13 protein-coding genes are annotated in these 12874 nt (G+C 60.8%); 3 read left to right on the plus strand and 10 right to left on the minus strand.

Features of this window, described 5'->3' with window-relative positions:
- Positions 1-68 precede the first annotated feature (68 nt).
- The 3 genes from AC0L2F_RS33815 to AC0L2F_RS33825 all read right to left on the minus strand — a co-directional run bounded on the left by AC0L2F_RS33815 (position 69) and on the right by AC0L2F_RS33825 (position 4404).
- Complete coding sequence (locus AC0L2F_RS33815) at positions 69-2885, minus strand: autotransporter family protein (protein WP_245313432.1); 2817 nt, start codon at positions 2883-2885, stop codon at positions 69-71.
- Between the two features lie 541 nt (positions 2886-3426).
- Positions 3427-3804, minus strand: a complete 378-nt coding sequence (locus AC0L2F_RS33820) for a hypothetical protein (RefSeq protein ID WP_473251312.1) — start codon at positions 3802-3804, stop codon at positions 3427-3429.
- Positions 3805-3894: 90 nt separating this feature from the next.
- Positions 3895-4404 (minus strand): septal ring lytic transglycosylase RlpA family protein, encoded by a 510-nt coding sequence (locus tag AC0L2F_RS33825; protein ID WP_063993421.1) that lies wholly within the window; start codon positions 4402-4404, stop codon positions 3895-3897.
- 443 nt (positions 4405-4847) lie between these two features.
- On the opposite strand from AC0L2F_RS33825, the gene AC0L2F_RS33830 reads away from it, so the two are divergent.
- On the plus strand, positions 4848-5627 hold the full coding sequence (locus AC0L2F_RS33830) for a recombinase family protein (RefSeq protein WP_371449369.1): 780 nt from the start codon (positions 4848-4850) through the stop codon (positions 5625-5627).
- Here AC0L2F_RS33830 and AC0L2F_RS33835 read toward each other — a convergent pair.
- The 6 genes from AC0L2F_RS33835 to AC0L2F_RS33860 form a co-directional block, all read right to left on the minus strand.
- On the minus strand, positions 5605-5928 hold the full coding sequence (locus AC0L2F_RS33835) for a hypothetical protein (RefSeq protein ID WP_473251313.1): 324 nt from the start codon (positions 5926-5928) through the stop codon (positions 5605-5607). The two genes, AC0L2F_RS33830 and AC0L2F_RS33835, sit on opposite strands and share 23 nt — an antisense overlap.
- A 291-nt stretch (positions 5929-6219) precedes the next feature.
- Positions 6220-6720, minus strand: a complete 501-nt coding sequence (locus AC0L2F_RS33840) for a hypothetical protein (RefSeq protein ID WP_063993425.1) — start codon at positions 6718-6720, stop codon at positions 6220-6222.
- A 23-nt stretch (positions 6721-6743) separates the two neighbouring features.
- Positions 6744-7079: a hypothetical protein gene (locus AC0L2F_RS33845; RefSeq protein WP_063993426.1), complete on the minus strand. Its 336-nt coding sequence runs from the start codon at positions 7077-7079 to the stop codon at positions 6744-6746.
- A 218-nt stretch (positions 7080-7297) separates the two neighbouring features.
- On the minus strand, positions 7298-7780 hold the full coding sequence (locus AC0L2F_RS33850; protein ID WP_063993427.1) for a hypothetical protein: 483 nt from the start codon (positions 7778-7780) through the stop codon (positions 7298-7300).
- Entirely contained in the window at positions 7777-9804 is a 2028-nt protein-coding gene (locus AC0L2F_RS33855) for a hypothetical protein (protein ID WP_245313433.1), read from the minus strand. Before AC0L2F_RS33855 ends, AC0L2F_RS33850 begins: the two co-directional genes overlap by 4 nt.
- Entirely contained in the window at positions 9795-10751 is a 957-nt protein-coding gene (locus AC0L2F_RS33860; protein WP_063993428.1) for a DUF7146 domain-containing protein, read from the minus strand. Before AC0L2F_RS33860 ends, AC0L2F_RS33855 begins: the two co-directional genes overlap by 10 nt.
- A 111-nt stretch (positions 10752-10862) precedes the next feature.
- On the opposite strand from AC0L2F_RS33860, the gene AC0L2F_RS33865 reads away from it, so the two are divergent.
- Complete coding sequence (locus AC0L2F_RS33865) at positions 10863-11339, plus strand: hypothetical protein (RefSeq protein WP_063993429.1); 477 nt, start codon at positions 10863-10865, stop codon at positions 11337-11339.
- Between the two features lie 62 nt (positions 11340-11401).
- A complete protein-coding gene (locus AC0L2F_RS33870) occupies positions 11402-11713 on the plus strand; it encodes a helix-turn-helix transcriptional regulator (RefSeq protein ID WP_156526781.1) in 312 nt (103 codons plus the stop codon).
- A gap of 180 nt (positions 11714-11893) precedes the next feature.
- Here the strand turns inward: AC0L2F_RS33870 and AC0L2F_RS33875 are convergent.
- A partial coding sequence (locus tag AC0L2F_RS33875) for a sensor histidine kinase (RefSeq protein ID WP_473251314.1) occupies positions 11894-12874 on the minus strand: 981 nt, incomplete at its 5' end.

Below are 12874 nucleotides of genomic sequence, written 5' to 3' on the forward strand. Positions count from 1 at the left end.
GCTGTGGGGCCAAATTCGGAAGTCGCTGCATCTCATAAGCACGGCCTAGGGCGGAAACGCAAATAGCTTCACCACGTATATCGCACGCCAGCGGCTCCGCGGATGCCGTCGCGCTGGCCACCATCGGTATTACCGACAGCGAACTGGTAGTCGGCATTGGCGTAGATGCTGACACGGGGGCTCATCCTCACGCTCACGCCACCGCCCAGTTGCAGGCGCGTGGCCTGCTCCAGCAGCGGCACCGGGTCGACGCCGGAATACACCGCCGTCGCCCGCGCCCCCCAGTCACGCCACAGATTGGCGCGCAGATAGGGTTGCCACAGCTCGCCGCTGTCACTGACGATGGACCATTTGCCGCGCAGGCCGATCCGCCCGCTGGCGCCTGACGTCGTGCCAAGCGCGACCGCGCCGAAGCCGTCATTGGCGTCGTCGAACGATACATATTGCCACACGACCTGCGCCTGCGGCTCCAGCACAAAGCCCGGTCCGAACACCGCCAGCCGGATCGGATAACCCGTCTCCAGCGACGAGAGGAAGCCGAAGCCGGTGGTCGAAAGGCTGGCGAATTGCGTGGACACAGCACCTTCATAGCGCGTCGCCTGCGCCACCGCGTCGAGGTACCAGTCATTCGGGCCGTAATGCGTCCAGTAAGCCCCGCCCGACCAGGCATTGAGATTGAGACCGCCGGTGTGACGGAGCACGTAGCCGGTCGCAGCCTCGTTGGTGACGAGACCGCTCACATTGACATTGGCATTGGCATATCCGCCATAAATGCCCGCCGCATCGCGATGGCCCGGCATCCATTCGCCACGCCACAGGTCGATGCCGCTCTGAAAGCCCAGCAGCTGGCCAGAGGCGCGCGGATCGGCGAATGCCCTGTAATGGTTGTCGATCTGCTGGCCTAAGACTCGGCCCCAGACTGAGGACGCCCAGCCGGCGCTCCGGCAATCGGTCGGCGCTTTCACGGGCGCCTTGCGCGGCATCCCGCTCGCCGTGTTGCCGTCGGTCAGGCATGGCGTCCCCGTAATTGCGGCTAGCGATGTATCGCCGGTACGTTCATGCAAGGTGCCGAGCGTCGTCATCCCCAATTGCCGGGCGATTGGTTGGACCACGCCGTAAGTCGCGATCTCCGGCCCTATGATCGGATAGACGCCTGGCGGCAGCACCCCCGGCGGCGGATCGATTGGCAGCGACGGCCCGATCGGCACCAGCGGCACCGTCGGCGGCTCGATCGGTTCCGGAGGGACGATGAAGGTCGAGCGCAGGAACCAGTCGTTGGGACTGCTGCCGTCGAGGCCACCACGGAAGAGAAAATAGTCGAAGGCGCCGCCGCGCACCTCGCCAGCGAGCGTGAAGGCACCCGTCGCCGTCGTGCCGCCATTGATCGCCTGTACCACCGCGATGCCGTTCGCCACCGTCTCGGCGCCGGGACCGCCCGCATTGGTGATGCGCAAGAAGGAATTGCCGGTCGCGCTGCCGCCGTTGATGATGAGCCTGTCCGAGGGCGAGCCGTCCGCACCGAGAAAGGTATTGAGCCCGACTGTGCCATTCACGCCCGTGTAGTTGCCTGCGGTTAGCGTCTTGTAACTCGACAGTTGCATCGGATCACCGGTCGGCGCGGTGTAGATGATCTGGCTTTCGTCGTTGATGACGGTTGTTGCTGTCGAAGCACCAGTCATCGTCCAGATCGTATTTTGCGAGAGATTTGCAGTGCTAGCACCGCCGTTCTGTGTCGAGATCACTCCTTGCAAGGTCGATCTTTGGGCGTTGAACGTCGTGTTGCCGGATGAGTTCGTGTTGAGCAGAGTGTTGTTGTTCGCGGTCGCGATCGTGTTGCTGAGATTGATGTTGGCAGTGGCGCCCTGTACCGAGAAGGAAGCGTCGCTCGCGGTGATCGTCGCATTGCTGTACTGCAACGTGTTGGCGGCGCCACCGTTGTTGAAAAGAAAGCCGATGCCGCCATTCCCCGAAGCCGTAACGGTAGTGCCTGCCATCGTCACGGTACCGCCGTTCTGAAGCAGACCACCTGCGCCGTTGACGACGGAGACCGAACCGCCGACCGTGATGATCCCGGCGTTGTTCGTTGCACTCAGCCCGACATTACCCCCGCCTCCACTAACGTTGACCGCTACGGTGTTTGCTGCAATCGTGCTCCCGCCACCGGTCGCCAAAAGTCCGGTCTCCCCGCCGCCGTTGCCCAGAACAGCGACCGTATCCAGGTTAAGCGTGACGACACCGCCCGCGTCCACCCGCACCCCGGTATCACCGCCACCACCTCCGGGCATCGATAAAGTGGTACCCCTCGACGAAAGCTGGCTGCCGGCGCCCGTTGCCCAAAACCCCGTATTGCCTCCACCGCCAGCCGCGTAGCTGATCGAATTACCGGTTATCAGCTTGATGGTGCCGCCATTAGTCGCCCTCGCGGCCACGTTGCCCCCCGCGCCGTTGAGACCTACGGCGAGGCCAGCCGCGCTGATCTGGCTGTTGGCTCCGTTGGCGAGCAATGCGGTGCTTCCGCCGCCGAAGGGCGGGTTGATCGCCGACCCCGTCTGAAAAATAATCTGACCGCCGCTTTGCGCTGATGCAGCGATGCTCCAGTTGCCGTTAATGCTGGAGCCGGAACTGAAGATGATTGTGCTGTTCGATTCGGCCAAACCACCGGTGCTTCCGCCGTTGAAAGGATTGATATTGACGTTGTTGGTGGTGATGTTGGCGCTGGTGAGCGCGTGAACCGCAGGCGCGCCGTTGAGAATGGTATCGGGAGCAATGCTACAAGATCCGCTGGTGAGCGTGACGGTAGATCCTACAACGGTGCAGGCTTGGGCGGTCGCCCTCTCAACCAAGGCGCCGGACGCAAGCAGAGCGAGCGTTGCGGGCGCGATCACAGCTCGGATCGGTACCGGCAGCACTGTCGCGTACAGGCGTCTCCAGACCGACGTATGGAATGCCGGGGTGATGCGCGCAGGGCTGCAGGTCGACGCATCAGTTCGGCGGTTATCCAATCGCTGGCGTCGAAGGACTGAGCGCACCCAACAGCTCCTGGCGATCTCACAGAGCGCGAAAAAAACGCAGCCTGCAAATCACCGGAACCACAGTCATACAAGGTATTGCCTGAATTGTGACGAGTGCCGCCCCCGTTTGGTTTTCGCGGATTGATGATGCTCCCGGGCCACGCAATGGACAGCAATACAGACCGAACAGATAGCAAGCTTCTTTCTCTGAAGCTCTGGAGGCGCCGCAAGCGCCTCGCGTACCGGATAGAAGCTTTGCGGACTGCACGTGAGAGCGGCTCACTGTGCAAGTGCGATAAACTGGTGTTCGGCCGATCTTCAACGTCTTCGCAATCGCGGACGGCCCCACAGCGGACGCCATCAACAGCCGCGAGACTGGTGCGGCCTCGTAGGCGTCGCTCAACTGCTCGACCCGCTACTTAATCGTCGCGTGCACCGTGATCACCGATGTGCCAGAAGCCTTCGACCCCTTACCCGTTGCCTTGATGGCAAAGGTGTCACTTCCCTTGTATCGGGCCTTTGTCTTGTATTCGTAAATCGCAACGTTGACCTTCTTGAGCTTGCCGTGTGCTGGCTTTTGCGAGATTTCCGAGCTAGTCGTTGCGCCGCGCAACGTGATCGGGAAAGTGCAACTTTCCCCTGACGCAACGTTAATGTCACCGGTCGAATTCTCTCCCCAATCCGCCAGCTCCATCGATCTTGAACATTCTGGAGCTGCCATCGCGATAGAAACATAAGTTGGGTTGGAGGCACCCACGATAAGCGCGACAGTAGCCAAACCGGACAACCGCATCACGGGGCTCCTCGATATGCGATTTGTTGACTATGGCTGTGCCGTCGAGCATATGGCAACTCGCCGCAATGCCACGGGCTGCCTCCTGTACTAGTGGCGACGGTGATGACGCGGCGCAGGAGCCATTGCCATTGACGATCCGAACGTTCCCAACGGACGGATGACATCCTCGGTCGGTTGGAAGAATACTGGCACGGCTGCCGCAGCGACGGGACGTTGGCGGTTGCGGCTCGCGACCAATGTCCCACCGGATCCCATTTGCACAATCGTCGCGGTCACGTTGCGATGTGTGCAGCGACAGCCAAGCGCACTCGCGGCCGCAGGCGATAGATCGAGGAACGCGCCGGTGAATGGACCCCGATCGTTCACCGTGACCTGGATCGACCGGCCGCCGCTCTGAACCATCAGGACGGTGCCGAAGGGCAGCGTACGGTGGGCGGCCGTCATTGCAGCGCAGTTGAGCACGCCCCCGGAAGCTGTGCGGCGACCGCACAGGCGGTCACTTCCGCCGTAGTAGGTCGCGCTCCCGGAGAGACGATGCGCCTCGGCTACGGAAGAGAGCGAGAGAAGGACGATGCCGGTCACGACCATGCGTTTCATGCTGGATCCCTCGGGTATGAAAGAGGCACTGCGACAGCGTCGCCTCACCGCTAAGTCCAATCGGAGGTCCTACGGAGCAAGAGGTCAAAGACCAAGCCCATAGGCAGCTTCTAACTCTGTTGATCGGCAAAGGTGCCGGAAATGGGGCAAAATGGTTTGCGAGGCGGACCAGCGGCTTGGAGAAGAGCCTGAGGCGGACGATCAACTGATGGCACCTGCCCCGCACGATCTGTTCAAATTTGAGCAATCGATTTCGGAGGAGGCTCTATTCACACAAGCATTCTTTCCGCGAAACTTTTTCCCTCCCCCCACGCCTTTGGTCAGAAATCTCGGGCTGGTCTGATCTTGCAGCCCCCGTGCGCTTGCAAACGCATCATCACGCTCGGCGGTGACCGTGAGTCATTACACGACGAATTGCATTTCCGAAGAAAGTGGATTCCGAATTGCGTGTCGATCAGATAGATTCAGTGACGTTTACACATGAACGTGCGATCACGCGTAATTCTTTGGAGGATAAATCTTCTATGCGACCGGCAGTTTCCTACATTCGCGTGTCCAAACCTAAGCAGGGCCGCAGCGGTCTAGGCCTAGAAGCGCAGCAAGCTGCAATCCGCTTGTTCTGCGCACAGCACGGCTACAGCATTGAGGCTGAGTACCGCGAGGTCGAGACCGGTAAAGGTGCTGATGCGCTGGAGCGCAGGCCTGAGCTCGCAGCCGCCATGAAGCTCGCCCGTAAGCTCGGTCGAGGCGGCAAGTCAGGCGCGGCTCCGGTCATCATTGCCAAGCTGGATCGATTGAGCCGCGACGTTCACTTCATCAGCGGACTGATGGTGCAGCGCATCCCCTTCATCGTCACTGAGCTGGGGCCCGACGTGGACTCGTTCGTGTTGCATGTTTTTGCGGCGATGGCTGAGAAGGAGCGCGAGCGCATCGCACAGCGCACCAGGGAAGCACTTGCAGCCGCCAAGGCTCGTGGACAGGTGCTCGGCAATGTTGATATCGGAAAAGCCCGCAGGGCTGAAGCGGACCTGCACGCAGAGCATTTTCGCCTCGTATTCGAGCCACTGCGCAATATTCCTGCCAAGCGCATCTCGGTGATCCTGAATGAGCGAGGCTTGACGACGGCGCGAGGCGGCAAATGGCAGGCGACGCAAGTCATCAGAATGCTCAGCCGCCTGCGGTTTGCAGATAAGGTCTCTCTCAACCCGGATCGTCTGACCTGACCTTCGGCGGCGGGATCAGCAGCATCGCGTCGGGACTCAATCCACCGCCCGCAGCGATGCGATACAGCTCAGCATCGCTGAGCTCATGAATCGGAACGTCATGCCGATCAACGACTTGGACAGCTTTGCCATCCAAGCGATCAATCAGCTCGTGAATATACGCCAAGTTGCCCTGCTCTGCCTTGTCGAGCAGCTGATCTGCAACCCTGCGTAGTTCCAGCGGGCGGTTGCGCAGTGCAATCGCGAGGGCGTCCCGAAACGGCTTTTCGCGGTTCAGGCTTCCGAGCGGTCGTCCCATCATTGCCTCGCACTATTGCAGGACTTAGAGACCTGACTCTATTCCGCAATTGACTCCAGAACTATAGATTGTTGCTGCAGCCTCTCTCCTCGCCTGCAAATCATCCCGGTCCAAGCCTGGTTACGCTGGTTACGTACTGGCTCAAGACTGTGCTGCCTGGCTTTCTATGGCCGGCACAGGCGGCAATCCGCCGATTACCGATGGATTCGGCGGATATTACCGGGGAGGAGAAAGTTCGAAAGCTTGGTTACGGGTGGTTACGCAGGCGACTGGAGTTAGACTGATGGCAATGCACTAAGAAAAAGCGTGCACTCCCAACCGATAACCGCATTCGGGATCGTCAGCGATTTGCAGCGGATCGGTGATCGGCAGCCACTGCATCATCGAAGTCCAGGCCTCCTGCCCAATCGATTTTCCCTCGGGATTGCCCGAAATGTCCTGGATCAACCGTTCGAAAAAGAGAGCAGCGGTGGCGACATCCTCGCGAGGAGCATCCCCTGACGCTGCAGATCCAAGTAAGTCGCGCAACCTTTCGCGGACGAGCTTGGGTTCGTAGTGAGTGGCAATCCATCCCAACTTTTCCAAGACGGCCGGCAGGACCGTATCTACAGTCGAGAGCAGCAAGCGGAGGTACTCAAGATGGCAGCGGCGCCAGAGCCGCCACATGCTGTCCGAGTAGTGGTAGTCAAAGGCCCCCTCCGGCAAGGCGTCGACCCGGATCTGATCCAGTTCGATTGCCGCGACGAACACTTCCAACAAATTCAGGATGTGATCTTTCGTGATGCTTGCGTACATTGGCGATCTCCTCCGGCGTGGCCTCAGCAGAGTGAAATGCGCGCGTGTTGCCGAAGGAAGCTGGCAAACTTTCCGATCATCTGCACCGCCTCGTCAGCATCCTCGGACGGGTTGCCCTCTTCCCAAAAGATCCTCGCGCATCTGCCGGACCGAATAACGGCCTCCAAGGCTTCCGCCAATATAATCATTTGGGCGGGAGGGAAGTTGAAGAGGTTACCCTCGAAGGTGGAGGAAGGCTCTGCAAACAAGGCCGGAGTCGCGTCCGCACAGCAAGCGAGCACGAAATGCCAGTGCGGGACACTAGCACTAGAATCTTCGGCGCTCTTGACTGCCGGATCACGTTTCGCTTTCGCGCGCATGACTTTCTCCGTGTGCGTCCGTCATCTCATCGAATTTGTTTCTCGCCTTTAGATTCCCACATGACTTCGCAGGTCTCGACCTCGATCTTCTGTCCGGCCGTTTTGGGGTACGCCAGAACTCCTCCGCCGTCATCGTCTCCTCATCAGCGCCTCTCCGCTTAAACGGTACCAACTCTGTTTCAGGGTCGCGCCAACCCCGAGCTAAGCGGATCGTCCATTTACTCCTCCAGGAGGAACGACAGGGCGGCGATGGCCGTAGCCCTGCGGCTCTCATGCCATGCCGCCCAGCACCGCGAATGCAGCCAGGCATGGCCAAGCGGCTCGATTCCGAACGGCACCAGCTCGTCGAGGGGGCCTTCACTGGCACCGCAGTGGAGACAGCGTCCAGGCGGTGAACTAACCGGGTTGCGATCCAGCCATTCGGCGACGCAGCACTCAAAGGCGCGCGCCTCGGCAGCTGCTCGTTGCAGCCCGCCGTCGAACTCCGCGATGCCTGCCCGCTCATCGAAAAATGCCAGCCAGTCGTCGGGCGACCACTGGTCTTGCCGGAGCAGCGACACAATTTCGGCCTTGTGCCGGGAAAGGGCCTCGATCACTACTTCTGACGGCGCTGCGGCTGCGCTCAGCACAAGATCCTCGCCATCGAGGGAGAGCTCGATGCCTGCGGCGCGGGCCGCATTCAGGGCTTCGACGGCGCTCATATCCGTCCAGTCCAGTGATCGACCGGAACTTCCTTGGACTCAGATTCAAGGGGGTGCACAGCGTCCGCACCGTCCGCACCGTCCGCAGCATTGTTATCCAAGCTGATCTTGCGGACGATCTGATCGTCGCGGCTGGTGACATCGTCCGCGTGGGCGTCCTGCGTCCACGCTGACGCGGCAGAAAAAGCGTTGTCCGTGCCGGTGATTGCCGTGCTGTCGGACGGTGCGGACGCAGCGGACGCTCCGGGCCCCTGCTTCTCTGCCCTAGCAGCCTGCATCCTCGTGACCGTGATGGTACGGGTCCGGAGGCGCTTCGTGTCCCTGCCGAAGTCGATATCGATGCCGACCTTGCGCAGGAAAGTTGCGGCCCGGCGGAGCTTACCCGAGAGCGTATTGGGGACCTTGGGCCAGTCTTTCGTCTTGGCCGCGCGCTCCCCCACCAGACTTGTGAGCGCGTCCAGCAGTTCCGTGGCGGTCCCCGCCCATACCGTCTGTGTTTCCATCATGGCCCGTAGCGCCACGGCAGCGGGGTTCTTCTCAAGCACGCCTTCCACAACCTCGTCGAGGTTGCCGCTATAGGCGGACAGAAAGGTGCCGCGAGCCCAAAACGCGACCTCACATGCCGTTGCCCACAGTGCAAAGTCAGCCATACGGGGCAGCTTCTGCAGATGGGTTTCGGGCAAACGCCGGAGGCCCACCACCACAGCATCGAGCAGCGCCCCGAGGATCCTGGGGCGCTCAGCTTCGAACGCAGCACGCAGTTCCTGTTCCGGGCGGCGGCGCTCTTCCGGGATCGGCTGCAGCGTCAACAAGACGGCGCGGTCCGCCAAGTCGGGGCGATCAATGATCTCCTCGATGCCGTTGAGGATGACCGGGCGGCTGGCATCAAACAGGACTTCGTCGTTGTCGGTGTAGAGTTGGCGGACGGCAAAGCCGCCGCCACTGGCCAGGCGACAGAGGGTATCGGAAATCCAGGCGGGCAAGCCCGAGACGTTATCAAAGGCGAGCACGTGGCTGTTGCTGGCGGCGATAAAGAGGTCGCGATCCTCACGCGGCAGTGCGCGCAAGGGTGCGGTATTGGGGTCAAGGAGGGATCGCAGGATCGCCGTGAAGGTGGACTTGGCCGAGCCCTGCTCGCCCGCCAACGCAAGCACCGGGTACGGACCGTTATTGCGCAAGCAGGCCAGCGCCCAGGCGACCACCAGGACGAAGTCGGTCTCCGATCTCACATTGAGAAAGGGTCGCAAAGCTTCAATCGATCCGCCGGCCACCGGTACCGGCAACGGCAGCATGCCGGCCGGACGACGAAACCTCGCGGGCGGATTGTCGATAACGCGCCAGCCGGTCGAGTCGATTTCCACGGCACGCCATGCTTCGTCGCCGAGATCGAGATAGAGCTTGTTGCCAAAAGCGCCAACGCGGGTATGGACCCGCCTCTCCGGCGCATCATAGCGCGCCTTTGCTTCGAGCAAATTCAATGCGGACTGCAACGCCTCCGAGCTCGGGGCGCCCGCCTCCTCTTCATAGTAGAGGCGCGTGAGCCAGTGGCGGAAACCCTTCGAGCGGATCGGCCACGTCTCCCGGTGATCGTTGATGGTCAGATCGACAAAACCTGTTCCGTCTGGAGCGTGGAACAGTCGGGCGGCTTGCGCCAGTTCGACCAGAACATTGGCCTGCGTACGCTTTGCAGTAACAATAGCACTGCTCTGGTCCACAATCGCCACTTCGCGAACCGCGCCCTTGCGCGCCGCAGGCTGCGCCTCGAGCTCCGCCCGCTTTTCCCCTTCGGCCGCCATGACGGCATGCGGCGTGCAACCCGCGTCGGGGCGGGCGGCAGCTTGCCCGACCAATTCATCCGGGGGACCACGCACCTCCTCTGCGGCCGCAATCGCCGTCAGGATACTTTGCTCGCCGATGGTTGGGGCGGCCGGCACCGCGCAGCCCGCGCCACAATCATTTCCATCGCAAAGCCGGCAGAGAAACCGCGGAAAGCCGTACTTGCAGTCTCCCGTACTCACCGCCATGACAACGCACTCTCGTAGCTCGATCTGCGAGCGGTGGCTTCCTGCACCCGCGGCAAATTCTGGCCTTGGGCCCAGCCGGCGGCAGCATTCAGCATGTCGTTGAAATCCACTCCTCGCGGTGGACGCGCGATCTTGACCCGGCGTCCCTCCCGCGCCCAGCGGCGGCCGGCATTCTGCGCCGCCGCCTCACCCGCCTGGTCGGAGTCGGCGAGAACCACGATGTCCAACTCATTGTCCGGGAGATCGAGATTGCGCAGGCCCGAGGTCGAGAGCGCCGCCCAGGTCCGCTGTCCGGTCGCCTGCATCGCCGAGAGACATGTTTCGATCCCCTCGCCGATCAGGAGGACGCCGCCCTGCCCGCCGAGGCGAACAATCCCGCCCTTGCAGGGGCCTAACATCATTTTCGCGGTCGCAACGGCTGCCTTTGAAGTGCCGTCGCGCGAAAGGAACGTGCGATGAATTGCCATCGGCGTGTTCCCGAGCGCGCCGGTCACCAAGGCAACCATGCCGGGCCAGCGTGCCCCCTCAGGGTGTTGCAGCCCGAGGTGAAAGCGGATGGCCGAGGGGATCGGGACCGTGACACCACGCCGTCGCAGATAGGTCTCAACCAGCGAGCCCTTTGCCGCGAACGAATTCTTCCAGATCGTTGCTGCCCATTCTGCAGACGAGGAGGTGCCAGTACCCGCGGGGGCCGTAGCCATCGTCACTGCAGGCTTCGCCGCTTTAGCCTGATGCATCCCCGGCCAGACGCCGAGGCACTTCAGTGCGTCGATGACTGCCCACTGATCGCAACCGGCGAAGCACTTCACCAGCACCTTGCCGTCAGCGCTGTATCCAGTGGAAAGGCTCGGTTTCTGGTCGCTATGAGCAGGACAACGGCAAATGAACCCGCCGCTGGTCTTCTTCGCTCCGCCGCACGCGACGGCAATCTGCTCGAGAGAAATCACGCGCTCTCCATTTGGCGCCAATTCCCCCAGCCTTCCCGCAACTCTGTTCCGATTGACCCTTAAAGTCAACCAGGGTAAGGTCTCCCGACCGTGATAAATAGGGCTACGCTCGTGAAGCAGCAACAGTTCAAGATTACGCTCGGAGACGAACTGCGCGCTAAGCTTGAGGAAGAAAGCTCTCTCAATTACCGGTCGATCGCGGAGGAGATCCGTCAGCGCTTGGAAATGTCTTTCGACATCCAGGCAGATCTCCACACCCGCGATCTCATCTATTCGATTTTGATTCTGGCGGCCGAGATCACGCGAGACTTCGGGGCCACGTGGTGGGCCGATGAACGGGCACGTTCAGCGTTGATGGCAGCGATTGTCGACCAACTGAACAGCTACACGATCACCCCGCCCGCTTCTGCCGAGGCAACCTTAAAACCACTGGGCACGAACGGACCGCAGGCGGCCCCGGACGACGATCCGCAGGTCATTGGACGGGCGGTCGCTCGAAACTTTCGACGCGTCTTCATTAGTCACAATAGTTCGACACAAATTGAATCCATTCGCAAGGTGTTGCGAAGCAAGAAAGCAGAGACCTGACAAAGGGCATCCGCACAATCCTCATGCCAGCAGTTGAGGAAAACCGCTGCGCCGAGAGTTGAATGAACCGCGTTCAAGGAAAACTCGCAATGACCGCTGCTAAACAAGCAATCGGCGAGACGGGGATCGGTGGGGTCAATGGGTTTGCTCCCCGCCGCATGCTCACCGAGACGCAAGTGTTGGACATCATACCGCTGAGCCGCACCACGCTCTATCGCATGGAGAAAGCAGGCCGCTTTCCGAAGTGCACTTACATCAGCCCGAACCGGCGCGTCTGGTATGAAGACGAGATCGTGGCCTGGCAGAATGCGGTCGATGAGTTTGATCCGCGTCGGGCACGGGGCAAGGGCCGGCGCGCCGGCGCTGTTCGGTAACCCGCGAAGACGCGCTGAAATTTGTTCTTTGACCTATACGATGCGCCTGGGCTTTCCGCAGCATGGTCTGCAAGGTGCCCGCATCCACACGCCCCTTTCCTCCTCCATCAGCAGGAGAACCGGGTCGCCTTTGGATGGATCGGCTCGACCACTGCGCTTGGCGCACCGCTGCCGTTTGGGTCAACCGACAATGGGAAGCCTGATCCGGAACGTTGCGCCGCCGTGATCGCGATTTTTTGCCGAGATGAACCCGTTGTGCGCCTCGATAATAGTGCGCGCGATGGACAGCCCCATGCCCATGCCTTCCGCTTTGCTGGTGTAGAAAGGCTCAAAGACCTCTTTCAATTTGTCTTCTGAAATGCCGGGTCCGCGATCTGACACGGATAGCTCCGCAAATTTCTCGGCGCGCGAAGTCCGGATGCTAATGCTGCGATGTTCAGGCGGCGTATCCTTCATCGCCTCGATGCCGTTCATTACAAGGTTCAGAACAACCTGTTGAAGTTGGATGCGGTCGCCGAGGATCAGAAGGGCATTCTGCGTAGTCAGGCTAGTCAATTCGATCTGCCGTGCGATGGCCAGTGCTGAAAGAAAATCTACGGTTTCCCGCACAACATCGTTGAGGTCCAATTCTACCGGGTCGAAGGGGGCCTTCTTCATCAGGCTTCGTATCCTTCGAATGACCTCGCTGGCGCGCTGATCATCCCGTAGAATATCGCCCAGGATTTCGCCTAGTTCGGCAAGGTCCGGATTGGGGAATTTAAGCATCGCCTGTGCCGTTTCGGTATTCGTCAGAATGGACCCTAGCGGCTGATTTATTTCATGGGCAATCGACGCGGTAAGTTCGCCAGCGGTTGAGAAGCGGTTGACGTGGGCGAGTTCTTTCATTCGCTGCCGCGCTTGTACTTCCGCCAATCGTCGCCGACGATGTGCGTTCAGCAGGGCCAAGATTAACCCAGCTTGCGCGAGAAGAACGGCAGTGATCAGCAGGATTTGTGAGGAATAACGCTGCCATGCAGTTTGCTCCCGAAACAGGACTTCGCTCCCCGGCGGCAGGCGGCTCTCGCTGATGTTCCAGCGCTGAAGGAGTCGCCAATCGTATCTCGGCGCCGAAAATCCGATTGGATTGATGCCGCTGAGCTTCTCGCCTCCCAACATGCGCAC

The sequence above is a fragment of the Bradyrhizobium sp. Ken64 genome (genome assembly GCF_055807555.1).